The sequence below is a fragment of the Xanthomonas sp. Leaf148 genome, from assembly GCF_001423585.1.
Lineage (GTDB): Bacteria > Pseudomonadota > Gammaproteobacteria > Xanthomonadales > Xanthomonadaceae > Xanthomonas.
In genome coordinates, this window is the sequence record NZ_LMOP01000001.1 from 184,318 (window position 1) to 200,366 (window position 16,049).

Below are 16,049 nucleotides of genomic sequence, written 5' to 3' on the forward strand. Positions count from 1 at the left end.
TTGCCGCGCTAGATCTTCACGCACAACAGAAAAAATATGCCAACCCTTAATTCCTCATTTCCTAACCGCAATCAATATTTACCTGAATATCTTTTTCTTACCAAGCCGCCTCACGACCTAGTTAGCGCATATGACAAACACATCACAGCTAAACCAGATAATGATTGACCGTGCTCATGCGCCCTAACGACAGCTCTGCCGTAGGCTCTGGGGTCTAGTCGCAAGGGCCACTGCACGTTTGGACGCACTTTCCGTTCCGACTTTTCTTTATCGATAAAAACCTCTCGACAACCCAAAAAATCCTTGAAAACACCGTCTCGGTCCTCGTCATCAAGCCGCTTATCAAGCGCTTCAAATCCGCTCAAAAAGTATCGACGAGCCACTGAAGCCTTGTCCTCACCGGCGATACGTCCGGCAGCTTTCAACATATCTAGCAACGATACCGTGGAAACCACACCAATGGTTTTCTGCGGAACTTTGGCATTAGATATCTTCTTCAAACCAGTTCCAGGCGGGCTAATAGGCTCAACAAGACCAAGCCTCTTTAATTTCTCCAAACTGGAATTCTCTGGAAAAGACTTCATTATCTCAACGCAAAGCGAACCAATCATCATCACCTTATCAGTGCCTTCGCCGGCTATTTCTCGACCATCCGGTAGCGTTAAAGAAATGCGATGCAGCGACCCAGGCTCTTCGATAAAAGAAGAAGTAGTTAACAACTTGGACAGAGCTGAGGCAACCACAACCGGATTGGGATCTTTCGAGATGACTGAGCGTTCAGCTTGAGGTTTGCGCCGGGTCATGAGATCTTTCCTGATTGAACTAGTGTTCGATAAATCTAGATCCATATCAACTTCATGTCAAGCAAATAGATGTCTTCAAGATCAACAAGTTAGGAAATTCCATGGAAGAGACCTTCGCACAAGCCGTGAAAATCGTCACAAATGATTTTTATAGCCAAAGCTCCCCTTCAGAGATCCTCCGCCTCATAGATTCAGAACCAAACGATCTTGCTACCCGATTGGGTAGAGATTGCTTAGCAAAGGTAGACGATATCGGCAGATCGAACGCTTTCCTTAGTGCAGCAAAATCGCAGCCTTACATTTTCTTCAAAGAAGCGTTCGATTTATCCTCCCTGCCTGACACCCCAATAGATTTTTCACCCATACCTGAGTGCGAAATGACAGTAAAGGCCCGACTGTCTGCGCTAGCAATTCATGGCCTCCTCGGCTTCGAGACCATTTCATACAGATCTGAAAATAATGGAAATCTCTTCGTTAACTTAGTAGCTAGATCTGGGGCTGGCGCATTAGCTAAAAAATCACGAGGCCCCATGCGAGGCCACACCGACGCTGCCAGCTTTCCTTTTCCTAAAATGCTTGACTCTCAATTTCCAAAAATCTCCCCCTCACCGGACATAGTCACGCTAATAGGCTTAAGAAATGAAGATTTGAAGAAGACACACATCATCGATGTCATCGAAGCTCTAAAAAATTTAGATCCTAAAGAGATAGCTATTCTTCGCGGGCCAAATTTCTTTATTGAGTGCCAGGGAACATTCAAGGAGGGGACGAAACTGATACTATCGCAGGAACATATCGCACTGTCTGCTGAATTGGTATCGGGTTCTGAAAATGACATTTCAATCAGATTTAGTCACAGCAAAGTAGCGGCAAATCCCGAGATAGATGGTGCGGATGATGCACTAAAGAAATTTACGGAAGCACTAACGACCAGGCATTCTATTGCAATAGAGCCTGGCTCCATACTAATTGTGAACAACAGAAAATGCCTTCATGGACGTCAGTCCCCAGGTGACGCCTATGGCGGGGACTCACGCTGGATAATGCGCACCTATGGACTAAAGCTTGAATTCATCCGCGAAAATGATCGTTACCCTGGAAATGATTTTCAAATTTACCCTTAACAATACGTAGCCGTGCTGAATCGAGGTAATTCAGAAAGCCTGAGTCCGTCATCGGCTGGCCTTCAGGCCGAATAGTCGGTTGTTCTTGACGCCCTGCCCCTCCCCCCCGTTGAACATGCTCGGAGGGGATATGGCGGCGCTACTTTCTTCATCGTTCGGCAACTCATATGCACCGGAAAAAGGGCTTCGGCGTGGACCGGCGAACCTCTAAAACGGAGTGCGGGGAAGCACTATCGCCGGAGGCAGCCTACCCTCAAGGTCGCGGCTTCGCTGCGCAGAGCGTTCCTACGCAAGGTGTCGCGTCAGCCCCCCCAGTGCCGTATCCATCGCCTCGCTGAAAGGGTCTCGAGCCTCATTGTCGACCCAAGGCTCCTGCAACGCTTCTTCCAGAGTGCCCGTCCACAGCTCTCCAACCTCTGAACCAGCCCCTGGGTAGGCAACATTTGCGTCGTTCGCACTGTCCGCAGCAGTCACAGCAGTCACAGCAGTCACAGCAGTCAACACATCATCCGGCACGGTCAAGGCATGTCCAACCAAGCGACCGCCAATCACCATCCAATCATGCTGGATGGTCAAGCACTCTTTCACCGTGGTGAGGGCAAGCACCCTGCCCGCCTTCCGAGTCATCCGGGTGACCTGGTCCTTGACTGCCTGTAGTTCGAGTTGAAGCTCCAACTCCCGAGCCTGCTGCCTCAGCCGCTCCAACTCGTCTACAAGACGTCGCTCTTTGGGCGTTCTGCTGGCCCTCGCTTTCTGCCACTCCACCAAGTCTTCATAGAGGTAGCGCACGCGCTGATTGGCCCCGCCACCTGTGAGTCCGGCACCTTTCTGGAAAGGCGGCCCCAACGGTGGGGAGCGGCGACGCCACTCCCCCAGCGTGTCGAAGTGGACTCCCAGGAACCGTGCCGCGGCTTTGCTGGTGACGGTTTGCGTCAACCCAGCTCTTGCACGCTCCAGTTCCTGGCCCAGCGCGGCCTCTAACAGCGCGCGGCAGTCCTCTTCACTGCGAACAACCTCAATCATTCAATGCGGTCCGCTGGTTCCGTTGAACAAAGATAGTAACCGGAGGGTCATTGGCCTCGTCCAGCCGCGGCTTGTCCGTCCCCTTCAGCCGGTTCCATACCCGCGGACTCTTGGCGACCATCGCCTCCTCAACCCGTGCCATCGCTTCTCGCAACTTGGACCACTCCTGCTCGGTGTAGCGCCCCGACACCGCAGCCACCCTGTCCCCTCCCTGCCCACGGGTGTGGTGATGCAACAGTTGGGAGACGATGCGGCCCTCTCCGAACAACTGCGCCGCGTAGCGCCCCATGGTCCGACGGAGATCCTGCGGAGTCAGTCCGATGTCGATGTCCTCGCTGAGGTTCAACAAACCCGCATCGCGCCGGACATTGCGCCACGATGCTCTTGCTGTCTGAGTAGTGCCCCGAGCGGCTGCGGCTCGAACGCGCGGGGAAGACGTAGCGGGTTCGGTCAAACGTGTGGCGCGCTTTCTCCAACTCCACCTCCAATCCTTGGCTGGCACCCTTGGCTTGGCAGCTCGAAGCAAGCCTTCCGTGGTCGCCACATCCTTCTTCGCTCCGGTGCTTGGCCATCGTCCACGCAGGCGATGTCATCGGAGGCCCCAAACAAGGGACGTTATGCCTGGTGAATGCGCACCGAGTCCGCCTAGCTTCTCCACCGCTGTGAAATAACGACTATAGGTCGAATGATGCTCGTCATCGAGCTCATGACCAACGATCTGCGCGCGGAGTTCTGACACCACCCCCGCCCCCTGTAACTCTTGAATGAAAGTCTTACGAAGCGAGTGGAAACCGCGCTTGGCCGGCGCCCAGCCTTTCCCAACCTCGGCCAGGTGTCGACTGAAGGCCTTAGTGATCCAGTTGCCCTGCCCGTTTACCGCCGTTGCTTTAGCTGCAGGGAACAACCTGGTTTCGCCAGCTCCACGCTTGCCATCGACCCATTTCAGGAAACCCATCTTGAGTAGCTCTGGATGGAGCGGGACCGTGCGAAGGCTCACCTCAGTCTTCACCTTCTGGTGCTCGCCTTCGTCGGAGATGCGGATGCATGGGATGCCGTCCTCTTCGAACACGTCCTTGACGAGAAGCTGGCCGACCTCAGAGGCCCGGGCACCGGTATAAAGCCCAATGAGCGAGGCCCACCGCGCCGATTCGGATAGTCTGGCCAGCGCCTCTGGAGCGAACAGCGCATGGATCTGGGCACGGTCGTAGGCTTTGAACCCCAGCTTCTTCCGGGCCCGCTTCTCGCGCTGGGAGTAGCTCACGTGGCCGCTCGCCGGGTTGTCGCCCTTCGGGTAGTGGCCTGACGCCATGGCCCATTCGAAAAACCCGCCTTTGCCGCCGATGTAGCTCTGCTTGTTGGTCAGCGTTGGCGTCGAAGCGCCCTTCTCGCGCATGTCCTGATACCAGCGAGCCAGGTCCGAGCGCGTGATGGCATGGACCTTTGCCTTCTCGCCAAGGAAGCTCACCAGAGCCTCAATGGCGGTCTTCTTGATCGTGTAGGTCTTGGGCAACGTCGAGCCTTTGAGCGTCGCCAGGAATGCGTCTCGAGCCTTGCCCAGCGTCATCGTTTCGATGGCCGGAGCAGAGGCCTGCCTACTCGGGCCAGCATGCGGTGAGCCAAACATGGTTGGCACAGCAACCGGGCGGGCCCGAGCCTGCAAGGCAGCGCCGGCCATCGCTTCCAACTCCATCAGCTGCCGATACAGCTTCAGGTCCTTCGGACTGTCGATCTGCCACTGCTCCGTCACCGTCCCATCCGGCTGGCGGGTGCGGTTGAGCGTCAGGTCCTGAAGATTTTCTGCGCTCGTCAGACGCGCAATGAGCAGATCCGCGTCCGACTTGCTGAGATTGGTCACGCGTTGATCCTTCAACTGTGCGAAGAGCCGAGCATAGCCCGCCCCCAGCACGACCGCACGCACGTGAGCCTGCGGCAAGTCCTTCGTTTGCAAGGTGCGTTTGATAAGCCGGCAGCCCATCACGGTTTGCAAATCGATGGGCACACGTTGGACGAACGACCAGCGACCGGTGGACGAACGACTCAAATGATGAGGGATGCGCATGCGAGTTTTTCCTCTGCATGCTTCCTGCCTCCAATCAATTCGCCTAAAAAATTAGTGATTAAAATCAATAACTTAGACGTGACTGGCGGAGAGAGTGACCGCCGAACCCACCTAATATTGGTTCACGCTCGATCATTCAAGATCACTAAATATCATTTAGATTCAAGGGCTTTCCGGCAATTTTCGTCTCACCGTGGCTCACCAAATTTGGTATGATCGCACCGCCAAACACGGAAACAACACGGAAGAAAGATGCCAAGGACACACCATAGGCTCTCCCCTACGTTCATTAAATTAGCGAAGAAGGGGGCAGCTAAGCCTGGCCGTTATTCAGACGGGGGGAATCTGGCGCTGCGTGTGGGCCAGGGAGGCGCAGCTAGCTGGACGTTCGAATATGTCCGTGCCGGCCAGCGAAGGGAGTTGGGGTTGGGGTCTGTCGGTGTCGTTGGACTGGTGGACGCCAGGGCGCAAGCCGCGTCACTCCGGACGGACCTGGCGGCGGGCATAGCACCGCAAACGGTTCGCGCACGCACTCAGGCAAGCATGGCGCTTACGTTCCGAGCGGCCACAGAGAAATACATCTCCGGCAAAGTCTCGGCGATGAAGAACGATAAGCACAAAGCGCAATGGCGCAACACGCTTGAAACATATGCCTATCCGTACATCGGCGACATGGATGTGAAGCAGATCGATACACCCCATGTTCTTGCGGCTCTCGATCCAATATGGGCCACGAAGAATGAAACGGCCAGCCGTGTGCGCGGACGCATTGAAAGGGTTCTGGCATGGGCCACGGTCAGCGGATACCGCGCTGGGGACAATCCGGCGCGCTGGCGCGGACATCTTTCGGAGGCGCTTGCGGCGCCGGCACAGGCAAAGAAGGTTGAACACCATGCTGCCCTGCCCTACACGGAACTCCCAGCGTTCCTCTCAGCATTGCGAGGCCAAATAGGCGTTGGATCGCAGGCGCTGTGTTTCGCGATCCTGACCGCCTGCCGAACCGGCGAAGTGATCGGCGCAAGATGGTGTGAAATTGATTTTCACGACAACGTTTGGACCATTCCAGCGGAGCGGATGAAGGCAGGCAAAGAGCATCGGGTTCCGCTGAGTGCCGCCGCGCTAGAAATTCTTGCGGCGATGAAGCAGTTCGCGCAAGAAGGTGGCGGCGACTTTGTTTTTCCAGGCGCAAAGAATGGTGCCCCGCTGTCAAATATGGCGATGCTCGCGGTCCTCAAAAGGATGCGGCGAACAGATATCACCGCGCACGGTTTCCGCTCCACGTTTCGCGATTGGGCCGGACAGGAAACACACCACCCGCGCGAAGTGATTGAACACGCCTTGGCACACCAACTTAAAAGCAAAACGGAAGCTGCCTACGCACGTGGCGACCTACTTAGGAAACGCCGCGCTTTGATGGAAGATTGGGCGGCCTATGCACTCTAATCAGAGAGTGCTCCCGGTATTCACATGAAAATTTGCCATGTGAATACCTTCGTCTAACTCATTGATTTAAAAGAACCATTCCCAAAAGTGAATAGTGTTCAAGCGCCTACCAGCGCGCAATGATGCCCCTACGCCTGAGACGACTTGGGCGTTAATAGGAGCACTAGAACACATGTCAGAAAATCGCCTCACCGTCGAACGCCTCCCCTCCGTACTTGCTCGGGTCGGAAGGAGTCGAGCAAGCCTCTACCGGGATATTGCGGCCGGTCAATTCCCTTCGCCAGTCAAGATCGGAGAGCGCGCAATCGGATGGGACCCGCGCGTGGTAGATAACTGGATTGCCGAGCGATTCGCTACAGCGGAGAGCCGCGCCCAGTGAGCACCAAGAAAAAACGCCACGGGGCCAGCCGTGGCGCTCTGATCAAACCGAACCGCAAAGTTCACATGCAGCATGGCAACTGCAGCACATTTTTTTCAGGCTCAGAATTTCCGCCAGAAGTTTGGCGGGCGTCAGCTGCCTATAGCCTCTCCCAAGCCTCGCGCGCGCGCGACGTACAGCAGCTTAAATATTACTTACGACATTGGGTCATCCGGCAAGCCTTCGCCATGCGCGGCGTCCATTCCAACTGGCCGGACTACGCCTGGGCTGTATTTGATTCAGCGGTTACCGCAAGCGGCCTACGTGTGCAATTTCGGCGCAGTGACGTCCGGACGGTTTGCCATACGGCTGATCGCATCGCGCGCGGTGAAGGCTGACCGATGCTTCGCTTTGCTGAATTTGTGTCGGCGCGCTGGCCGACGCCGGAAGACGCGCTGTCGGAATTCTTCGCGGACGCTCAGGCTGCGGCGCTGGAAGTCGGAGCGCAGCTGACCGAACTGCCGGACCTGGACGGCGTTAGGCGCTACCTACCCAGCCAGGCCGGCAAGCGCGATAAGCGGCAGTTCCACGTTGCCAGCGTCACCACCGACCACGATGGGACTTCGTGGCCGGCGATTACGTTCAAGTCGTTTAAACATGGCGGCGCTTCGCATTATTGGAAGCCACGTGACCTGGCGTGGCAGATTTTCCTGCGCGACGGCCGTGAAGACATTGGCGCAGATACCGCCCGTGTGGCGGCCTACGGCGAGCGTGCGCGGCTGGCGAAGACGGCAGCACAGGCGCGAGCCGTAGAGCGGGACGCTACTGACCAGCTTGGCCGCCTTGCCGCTGCCGATGCTGCGCGCATCGCTTGGGACGCGGCCTCGCCGGATTGCACTGGTCATGCCTACCTGCGGGGCAAAGGCGTCGCGGCATACGGGCTGCGCGTCGCGACCACGACCCTGCGCGCACGACTGTGGGACGCCGAGCGTGCGCGGTGGATCGATGATGCTTTAGTCGTGCGGGCAGGCGACTTGCTTGTGCCTGCGCGGCTGCCAGACGGGCAGCTGATGAACCTGCAGCGCATTGACGGGAGCGGCCGAAAGCTATTTATTCGCGGAGGCCAGAAACGCGCAACGCATTTCCGAATCGAAGGCACCGGCCCTGCGTGGCTGTGCGAAGGCTACGCCACCGGCGCCAGCGTGCATGCGGCGACGGGTGCTCCCGTTGTCGTGGCATTCGATGCCGGAAACTTGACTAATTGCGCCAGTCTGGCCGACGCAGTTGCAGCGGATAACGATGCCAGCGGCACCGGCCAGCGTGCCGCAGAGGCGACTGGCCTGCCGTGGGCATGCCCCGCTGCCGTGGGCGAAGATTTCAACGACCTACACCAACGCCAGAACATCGAAGCCGTACGCGCGGCGCTGGCCGACCTGCGCCAGCCGCCACTGCCCGAAGCGCCCGCGTACGTGCGGCCGTTCGAGCTACCCCCAGCGGATATCCCTCCGTGCCGTGCCGACGCCCTGCGCGCCTTTGGGCGCCTGACTGACGCTGACCAGGCGGCGGCCTTCGCATGGGCATTCGCTAAACGCCTGGCGATGGGCGTCCCGGCGCGCGGTGAGAGCATCGAATCAATTTTAAAGACGCTCCGCGACGCGCTCCCCCTTTCGATCCTGGCCGACGCCACCATAGCGGCCATTGGTGCCGGAGTGCGATGGATCATCGACCTACGCCGAGCCGGTGCGCTGGCGGCCGTGCGTCCGTCTGCTGCCGTCCTGGCGCGGCACACCGTCGAACGGTGCGACAGCCTGCCGATGCTGGGCGGGGCTGACTACAGCGGCGTGATCGTGCTGCGCGCGCCTATGGCTAGCGGAAAGACGCAGAAAATCGGCCTGCCCTTTGCTGCGTGGGCCAGCCAGCAGGATGGGCGGTTTGTCGCGCTCGCTCACCGGCAGTCGCTGATTGCGGAGCTATCTGCGCGACTAGGGTGCGATCACTATCAAAGAATCGCGGGCGAAGACGCAGTGCACGTTGACGCACTTGCCGCGTGTCTACCGTCTATCGTCAAGGCCGATCATGCGCAAATCTACCGCGAAGCGCGGTGGGTGTTCATCGACGAAATCAGCCAGGTCGTGCGCAGTCTGGCTGCGCGCGTTACGGTGGCTGACCGCAAGCAAATGTCGGATGTGCTCGCCGCGCTGCGCGATCTAGTGTCCCGCGCTGGCTGTCTGATCGTGGCTGATGCTGGAATTGATGACCGCACAATTCAATTCCTCGAATCCTGCCGCCCCGGCGAGCGCTTCCGCGTGATCGACGCCGACATTGCGCCATTGCAGGCGCAGGAAGCGGAATTCGGCTTCGGGCCGGAAGCGCTGCACCACGCCTACGGCGACATGCTCGCCGAACTGGCTGACGGCCGCCGGCTTTGGGTGGCTTGTGGAGAGAAATCGCGAGCGGTCGAATGCGCGCGATTACTGGAAACGTCCGGGCGGCGCGTGTTGCTGGTCAACAGCGACAACAGCGGCAACCGGGAACAGGCCGAATTCCTCGCAGCGCCCGACCTGATAAGCCGTCTCTATGATGCTGTTGTTGCCTCGCCGGTTATATCAAGCGGCGTCAGCATCGAACACCGCGAATTCGGGCCGTGGTTCCACCGGGTGTTCGTGCTTGCGTCCGGCTCTACAGTGACCCCAGCCGACGCAATGCAGATGGCACGTCGGGTGCGGTATGCGCCATCCCTTTCGGTGGTGGTCACAGCTTCGAATCGCTCAGAAATCGATTCCGCCGGCGCAATACTCTCCGGCCTATCCGAGGCTGCTTCCCTGGAGGGCCGAGCACCGACGCCGACCGACCTGGATGGACTTGTGGCCGACATCGAAGCAGGAGACGCCCGGCAGCGTGCCGACTTCGCGGGCGGGTTGTGGTGGCTGCTGGAAGCAGCTGGGTGGGCCGTGAGGCCGATGCAGGCCGGCGATAGCGCGGTGTCCGCCGAGTCGATGAAACTGCTGCGCGCCCACATCGACCGCGAACAGCGCGACTCACTGCTGGCTGCGCGTGACTTGACCGACTTCGAAGCGCGGAGACTGCGTGAGCGGCCGGCGTTGGGGGAGGCCGACCAGGCGGCGCTGCTGCGTCATCGGATCGCGCGCGACCTTGGGTTGCAGGAAGCGCTGTGCGAGGCGGACCTAGACGCGTGGGATGCAGGGCGCGGGCCACGTTCGTGGGATGGGTTCACGGCCGCCATCGCGGGCACCGCTGAGGCCGCGACTGATGGCGGTGTTGCCGATCTTCACCGGCTACGGTTCGGCCGTGCGCGTGTGCTGGCGTACCGTGAACTTTTCGCAGGGTGCAAGCTGGCACCGGGGTTCCGTGTCACTTCGGAAGTTTCGGCGGTGCTGCTGGGCCGCATGTACGGGCGGCGGCAGTTGTTGGCGGTGCTGGGGCTGGTGCCGGCCAAATGGGCTGGGGATCGGTTCGGGATGCCGAGTGGCAAAGCAGGCGTCTTCGCCGTGAACGACCTGTTCGACAGAATGGGCGTGAAGCTCAGGCGCAGGGAAGGAACGGCTACCCACGTTTCCCCTCTAGAACCCTTAGAAGTTATGGGGGGAAACGTGGGTGATCTGGTCCGTACCCACTGGCATGAGTTGACCGCTGACTCATGGTCCCGAACGGCCGAGCTTGCTGCGCGCCGGAATTCCCGACGCGTGCTGGATGCGGTCCCGCGCGAGTCTTCTGACGACCGCTACTGGCACGAAGTAAGACGCGAAATTATGGCTCGGGCGATGGGCGCCGATGAGGCTACACAGTGGGTCTGGACCAGGTTTCGAGCACAGCCTACTTGCAAAGAACGACGCGACAAAGTGGGGAGAACGTTTGGCGCCCGAAGCACCGTGTTTTGGCTATCTCAGGCCTACGCCATCAAATAGTGGCTACCCGGATGCACACCGCCCCAAAAAAGACAAAGCCCCCGGTTAGCGAAGCTACCCGGGGGCCTGATTCATAAGGCTTTTTTGACAGAACTTGTCAACGCTCCATCAGCCTGCTGGGGCTAGCGCTCCTGTCGGAGCATCACCACAGTCTCGAAAGTCGATTGGACCCGACAGACGCAGGTTACGCAGACCTATACCCGATGTCAACTAGCCCGGATCCGCTCTACCCTGCAGCGGCCACCGGTTCCAACGGAGCCACTAGCCCCACCACTGGCTTGGGCAACGGCAGCTCCTGATCCTTAACGAAAAGCTTCCCATGAATACCGAGGCAAGAAGCAATCGCCACCCTGATTTCCCTCAGCAGTGCCGGTGGGAGCGCTCCCTTATCATAAGTCCGCTTACCTCTAGCATCACGATGCCCCGTCACTAGCTCCAGCCTATCAAGGGACATTGTGTAAATCATGTCGCATTTAACCCACCGGTCACCCGCCCGATCACGTAGCCGCTTGGGCATGTAAGCAGCGCCAACAAGCACGTGATGAGGTCCCACAGGATCGGGAGGCGTCATGCTTATTGGCACAATATTCACTAGTCGCGGACGCCCAGTAAGTTGCTTGCTGAGGACTATCACGGGGCGTGTCTTGATCATCTCTCCGTGCATGTATTCATCAGGAAACTTGCAGTAGAAGATTTCGCCGGGCTTGGGGTGGTGCGTTAAAGACATGAGGGTTCGGCCATGAACTATGCAAATACTTTACATCAATCAGCAATTTGCAAAAGCCTCGACAGCCCAATGGAAATCAATGACTTACGAACAATCAGGCGAATTTCATAGGTTCTTCTCAGGGTGGGCGCCCCTGCGGGGGCATTGACTCCCCGGATTCCCACATGTGAGAGCCTTTCAAAAAGCCGTTTTCTGCTTCTACCCATTCCGTTTCGCAATAGCTAAAAACACTTGGATTTAAGTGTGGAATACGTGACGCGTTACACCGCCCGGTGTAAAAGCGAATAAAAACGCGCGAGACCCACCCGCGCCACACCGCCCACCTGTTGGGCCACCGCAGGCAATGCCGCGAAGCCGACCGATCCGATCTGCGCAACAGCACCGCCGATGCCGCCATTTGATGCTCTGCCAAGCGCATTTAGCTGAACGCTGCGAGCCATCCGTTGCACATGTTCAAGCACGCTCATTCACTAGAGATAACGGCGGCCAACGCGTGCGTGAATGCGGAAATTCTGCACATGGAACGTCTGTTTCCGGTGTCTGAAGATAGTCGTCAACGCAGCGGCATTTCGCCGTTTCGATCTGATGAGAACCGCAAAACAACATATGCCAAATCTTGACCTCTCCGCACTTATCGAAGAAGCGCGCAACGCTGCAGGTGTAAACACCAGAACACCGGCTGGTTTCGATGCCCCCACGAGAATCACGCCAGAAACCCTACAGCGCTTCGGGCAGCTTGCTCTAGACCAGCCTGTCGCGAATTTGGCTTCATTTTTTGACGCGAACGGCCGCCTGCGCCGTGTCCCACCTTCGCGCGAGGCAATCACGTACGCTGACGTGAAGCCGTTGGAAATTGCACGTGCCACGTCACGCTGCGCCGCTGCTGGTGCACACCTTTTGCTTCGAGAAGAAGCCATTACGCCCAAGGCGAACAACGGCATCCCAGTATTCCAGCGAGAAGTTTCAGCCTTTAGTTTGGTCGAGCCGGCCCGCCTGGTTCCATCGGCAGATGGCGCAGCGATCCCGGCCACTGTTGGCATGCCGATCAAAACGGCATCCGTTGACTGGTCCGACCAGGACACCGCGCAGATTCACGCAATCCGGTTTGAGATTTCACGGCCGCAACTGCGCAAGTATCGCGACGAAGGAAACCTGACGGCCATCATCACCGCCAGCATTCTCGCCGGTGTGGGTCAGATGGCCGACGCGGTTCTGCTGCGCGCACTGGCTGCTGCGAACCTGGCGAACTTCACCATCGGCGCAGCCGCAGCGGCCGGCTTGAGCCACACCGCCCTGCGCGGCCTGGTGGGCACCGCCGGTGCCGGCGCCACCATCGCGGATGACGGCGGGCTGCGGGCGGCGCGTGTGCTGGCCGAACTGACCGACGCCACCGAATCGACGTTCGTCGGTGCGTGGGCCAACGCAGCCGTGCTGCTTGACCGCAGCGTTAGCGTAGTTGCCGAGCGAGCTGGATCGGTGATGGATGGCGGTATGGTATTGACCGTGCTGGGCAGCGCGGTGGCTCTGGTTCCTGACCAAAGTAAATTCTGGAAGGTGGCCGCCTAATGGCCGCCTTCGTTTCGCACGCCAAGGGCAATGCCTCAGTCCTGCTGGGCGCGTTACAGGCTGTGCAGGACGGCTCGGCCTATCGCCTTTCGGATGATGAGAGCCAGCAGCGCGTGGCGGTGCAAGTGGCTTGCCTTGGCTCCTTGATTCTGCGGTACGACAGACAGGAAGAAGCGATTTCGCGCATTCGCCGTGCCTGGCCCGAGTTAAACGCCGAAGAGGCCAGCCGCGTACTGGCTGAACTCTTCGCTGTCATGCGCGAGACGCTCAGCCAGCCTGAGCGCGATGTCGCATCACGCAGGGAGCAGGCTGCGCGCCAGTCCAGCAACTGGGTTCACAGCTGGACCCGGCGCGATCACGACGGGGGTATCCGATGATTACGGATATCGCCATCGCCGCCCTGATGATCGCGCAGCAGCCTGGGATTTTTCCAGCGTACGTGCGAGCGAGGTTTGCCGGCGCGGCGCCAATGCCTGCGCCAACGCCAACGCCAACGCCGAAGCAGGCACGCCGCCAGTCCGCTGCGCAGACCAAGCGAAAAATGCAGAGCAGGCCAGGAATGCAGCGTATCTGCGGCGGAAACGGATTTCTCGGGCGGCTGCGTTAGGCGTGGCACTCAATCCCGTCCAAAGGCCGGCAGGCTGGTTCCTGCTGCCGGCTTCGGTGCAAGAAGTCGCCGAAGTGATCGGCCTGACCGATGCGATGCGCCTTGCCGGCGCTTTCTGCCCGGCGTCTGGCGGGCCACGTCGTGCCGGCCATTCGGGACGCGCGGGGCGCATGTATATCCCGCAACGCCCGAACGGCGACACATTCAAACGCATTGCCGACCTGGTAGGCCGGGACGCTGCGGCACGGCTGGTCGATGTTCTCGGCGGGAATCAACTTGCATTCCCGCCCTGCACGGCTTTCACGAACCGAATCCGTGATGCATCCGTCCGGGAAGCCTGGCGCGATGGCACTTTGTCCACCGAATGGATCGGTTGGCTGCACCAGATCAGCGACCGCCAGGTGCGGAACATCACTGCCGGCGAGCCAAGGACCGCGCTAAAAGCGGCCAGCCGCCCAATCAAAAAAGCAGAACCGACATGACGAACAATGACCCTCGCGCATCCCGCCTCATAAATTCGGAGGCCACCGCCTGCCTGGTGGGCGTCGCCTTGAACACCTTGGCCGCACTCGTGCGCGAAGGCGACTTTCCTGCGCCTATCCGGCTTGGGCCGCGCGCGACGTTCTACGACCGTGACGCCGTGAGGGCCTGGCTGGACTACCAGCGAGACGCGCGCGGCACGGTTCGCCGCTCGCCTGGCAGGCGCAGTGCTGCGTGATCGTTATCCGCATCGTGACCCGCGCCGATGCGATCCGGCTGGGTCTGTCGCGCTACCTCACGGGCAAACCATGTAAACGCGGCCATATCGCCGAACGGCGCACAAGGCAGGGCGACTGCACGGAGTGCAATTGAAACACGGAAGAAAACACGGAAGAGAAAAAGCGGATCGCCTAAAAAACCTTTAGATTCAATGGCTTCCGATCACGGACTGGCGGAGAGAGTGGGATTCGAACCCACGGAAGGTTTGACCCTTCGCCGGTTTTCAAGACCGGTGCCTTAAACCGCTCGGCCATCTCTCCGATGCTGCTGCGCGTGATCACCGAAAGTCTCGGTTGTCACGTGGGCGATCCGCATTGCGCGGGTGACGCCCGACAGGGCCGCACGGTCATCGAGTGCGGTTCTGCCAATCCCGGGATCGCTCCCGGGCGCGCATTCTCGCATGCCCGGGGGTGCTTTGCTAAGCGGTATCGCTAGCCTTACGCGCCCGGCTTACCGGTCGGCGCGTCAACCTGTGAGCTCCCCCTACGCAGCGAAAGGTACCGACTCGCCAGTGAGGGGCACCGACGCAATCAGCAGTGCGTCGCTCAGCCTGCTTCAGCCACCAGGCGCGGTGCGCTGGCAGTGCCTGCTGCACGCTTGAGCTTTTCGGCCAGTTCGGCGCAATTGCCGCCGCAATCCAGGCGCGAGCGTTCGATTTCCTGCGGCAGGTGTTCGGCCAGGAAGTCGATGAACACGCGCACCGCCGGCAGCAGGCCGCGGCGCGAGGCGAACACGGCATGGCAGATGCCCTGCGGCAGCGACCAGTGCGGCAGCACCACTTCCAGTTCACCGCTGCGCACCGCTTCGGCGCAGACGGTTTCCGGCAGCATGGTGATGCCGAAGCCGTCGCGCGCCATCGATTGCAGCAGCGGGAAATCGAAACCGGCCAGCCGCGGCTGCAGGTCCACGCGGCGCATTTCGCCGTTGGGGCCGTGCAGCTCCCAGCGCTGGTGCGCTTCGTCTTCGCTGGTGCTCATGGTGGTGTGGTTGGCCAGCTCGCTCGGGTCTTTCGGGCGGCCGGCGCGGTCCAGATACTTGGGGCTGGCGACCAGCAATTCCTGCACCTGGCCGAAGCTGCGCATCACCAGGCTGCCGTCGTCATCCAGGCGCGAACGCACGCGTAGCGCGATGTCGTAGCCCTCGTTGATGACGTCAACGCGGCGGTTGCTGATGTTGAGCTGCAGCCGCACCTTGGGGTACTTGGCCAGAAATTCGGGTAGCAGCTTGGGCAATTGAATTTGCGCGAGCGAGACAGGAACGCTCACACGTACAAGACCGCGTGGCTCCGCACTGAGACGATCCACCACCTCGCGCGCGGCCTGAGCCTCGGCAAGCATGGTCTGGGCGTGTCGGTGCACGCTGGTACCGACGTCAGTGACGGCGAAGCGCCGCGTAGAGCGTTGCAGCAAGCGCACGCCCAGGTCGGTTTCGAGTTGGCTGATACGGCGGCTCAGGCGCGACTTGGGAATCCCCAGCGCACGCTCGGCAGCAGCGAAGCCACCGTGGTCCACCACCATCGCAAAGTAGTACAGGTCATTCAGGTCGTGCATGGCGCAGGCATCCATGGATAGAACGATAAGTGATATTTAACCACCTTTATCCCAACAGAGCAACGACCTAATCTGCGCCCCTCCGCGGCATTGCCGCTTGCAAT

16 protein-coding genes, 1 tRNA gene and 1 pseudogene are annotated in these 16,049 nt (G+C 59.5%); 10 read left to right on the forward strand and 8 right to left on the reverse strand.

The window, feature by feature from the left end; genetic code table 11:
- Nucleotides 1-110: 110 nt before the first annotated feature.
- Nucleotides 111-803, reverse strand: coding sequence for a hypothetical protein (locus ASF90_RS23145; protein ID WP_156364938.1), 693 nt, complete (start codon nucleotides 801-803; stop codon nucleotides 111-113).
- 101 nt (nucleotides 804-904) lie between these two features.
- Between ASF90_RS23145 and ASF90_RS23150 the strand changes: the two genes are divergently transcribed.
- The gene (locus ASF90_RS23150) at nucleotides 905-1,927 is read left to right on the forward strand and encodes a TauD/TfdA family dioxygenase (RefSeq protein ID WP_156364939.1); all 1,023 of its coding nucleotides are present in this window, start codon (nucleotides 905-907) and stop codon (nucleotides 1,925-1,927) included.
- 285 nt (nucleotides 1,928-2,212) lie between these two features.
- Here the strand turns inward: ASF90_RS23150 and ASF90_RS00740 are convergent, their stop codons facing one another.
- The 3 genes from ASF90_RS00740 to ASF90_RS00750 form a co-directional block, all read right to left on the reverse strand.
- Entirely contained in the window at nucleotides 2,213-2,950 is a 738-nt protein-coding gene (locus ASF90_RS00740) for a nucleotide-binding protein (protein ID WP_236699178.1), read from the reverse strand.
- The gene (locus ASF90_RS24030; protein WP_055844550.1) at nucleotides 2,943-3,299 is read right to left on the reverse strand and encodes a hypothetical protein; all 357 of its coding nucleotides are present in this window, start codon (nucleotides 3,297-3,299) and stop codon (nucleotides 2,943-2,945) included. Before ASF90_RS24030 ends, ASF90_RS00740 begins: the two co-directional genes overlap by 8 nt.
- A 240-nt stretch (nucleotides 3,300-3,539) precedes the next feature.
- The gene (locus tag ASF90_RS00750) at nucleotides 3,540-5,009 is read right to left on the reverse strand and encodes a site-specific integrase (protein WP_055844553.1); all 1,470 of its coding nucleotides are present in this window, start codon (nucleotides 5,007-5,009) and stop codon (nucleotides 3,540-3,542) included.
- Between the two features lie 252 nt (nucleotides 5,010-5,261).
- Between ASF90_RS00750 and ASF90_RS24035 the strand changes: the two are divergent.
- From ASF90_RS24035 to ASF90_RS00760, 5 genes and pseudogenes are all read left to right on the forward strand, one after another.
- Nucleotides 5,262-5,525: pseudogene (locus tag ASF90_RS24035) on the forward strand (Arm DNA-binding domain-containing protein); the annotation flags it as partial.
- Between the two features lie 27 nt (nucleotides 5,526-5,552).
- On the forward strand, nucleotides 5,553-6,452 hold the full coding sequence (locus ASF90_RS00755; protein WP_230428452.1) for a site-specific integrase: 900 nt from the start codon (nucleotides 5,553-5,555) through the stop codon (nucleotides 6,450-6,452).
- Between the two features lie 172 nt (nucleotides 6,453-6,624).
- Entirely contained in the window at nucleotides 6,625-6,831 is a 207-nt protein-coding gene (locus ASF90_RS21090) for an AlpA family phage regulatory protein (protein WP_029217188.1), read from the forward strand.
- Nucleotides 6,828-7,208, forward strand: coding sequence for a hypothetical protein (locus ASF90_RS21095; RefSeq protein ID WP_082473367.1), 381 nt, complete (start codon nucleotides 6,828-6,830; stop codon nucleotides 7,206-7,208). The genes ASF90_RS21090 and ASF90_RS21095 overlap by 4 nt, the downstream gene beginning before the upstream one ends.
- Nucleotides 7,209-7,211: 3 nt before the next feature.
- A complete protein-coding gene (locus ASF90_RS00760; protein ID WP_055844555.1) occupies nucleotides 7,212-10,736 on the forward strand; it encodes a plasmid replication protein, CyRepA1 family in 3,525 nt (1,174 codons plus the stop codon).
- Nucleotides 10,737-10,962: 226 nt separating this feature from the next.
- Here ASF90_RS00760 and ASF90_RS00765 read toward each other — a convergent pair whose 3' ends face one another.
- Together ASF90_RS00765 and ASF90_RS24040 are read right to left on the reverse strand one after the other, a co-directional pair.
- A complete protein-coding gene (locus ASF90_RS00765; protein ID WP_012438612.1) occupies nucleotides 10,963-11,463 on the reverse strand; it encodes a type II toxin-antitoxin system PemK/MazF family toxin in 501 nt (166 codons plus the stop codon).
- A gap of 260 nt (nucleotides 11,464-11,723) precedes the next feature.
- Entirely contained in the window at nucleotides 11,724-11,930 is a 207-nt protein-coding gene (locus ASF90_RS24040) for a hypothetical protein (RefSeq protein ID WP_230428448.1), read from the reverse strand.
- A gap of 34 nt (nucleotides 11,931-11,964) precedes the next feature.
- Between ASF90_RS24040 and ASF90_RS00770 the strand changes: the two genes are divergently transcribed.
- From ASF90_RS00770 to ASF90_RS00790, 4 genes are all read left to right on the forward strand, one after another.
- On the forward strand, nucleotides 11,965-13,029 hold the full coding sequence (locus ASF90_RS00770; RefSeq protein ID WP_236699179.1) for a hypothetical protein: 1,065 nt from the start codon (nucleotides 11,965-11,967) through the stop codon (nucleotides 13,027-13,029).
- Nucleotides 13,029-13,406 (forward strand): hypothetical protein, encoded by a 378-nt coding sequence (locus ASF90_RS00775; protein WP_012438615.1) that lies wholly within the window; start codon nucleotides 13,029-13,031, stop codon nucleotides 13,404-13,406. The genes ASF90_RS00770 and ASF90_RS00775 overlap by 1 nt, the downstream gene beginning before the upstream one ends.
- A 232-nt stretch (nucleotides 13,407-13,638) precedes the next feature.
- Nucleotides 13,639-14,118, forward strand: coding sequence for a Mor transcription activator family protein (locus ASF90_RS00785; protein ID WP_055844564.1), 480 nt, complete (start codon nucleotides 13,639-13,641; stop codon nucleotides 14,116-14,118).
- Nucleotides 14,115-14,354, forward strand: coding sequence for an AlpA family phage regulatory protein (locus tag ASF90_RS00790; RefSeq protein ID WP_012438617.1), 240 nt, complete (start codon nucleotides 14,115-14,117; stop codon nucleotides 14,352-14,354). Before ASF90_RS00785 ends, ASF90_RS00790 begins: the two co-directional genes overlap by 4 nt.
- A gap of 211 nt (nucleotides 14,355-14,565) precedes the next feature.
- Here ASF90_RS00790 and ASF90_RS00795 read toward each other — a convergent pair.
- Both ASF90_RS00795 and ASF90_RS00800 read right to left on the reverse strand, forming a co-directional pair.
- A tRNA-Ser gene (locus ASF90_RS00795) sits at nucleotides 14,566-14,655 on the reverse strand.
- A gap of 285 nt (nucleotides 14,656-14,940) precedes the next feature.
- Complete coding sequence (locus ASF90_RS00800; protein ID WP_055844567.1) at nucleotides 14,941-15,960, reverse strand: LysR family transcriptional regulator; 1,020 nt, start codon at nucleotides 15,958-15,960, stop codon at nucleotides 14,941-14,943.
- Nucleotides 15,961-16,049: the final 89 nt, after the last annotated feature.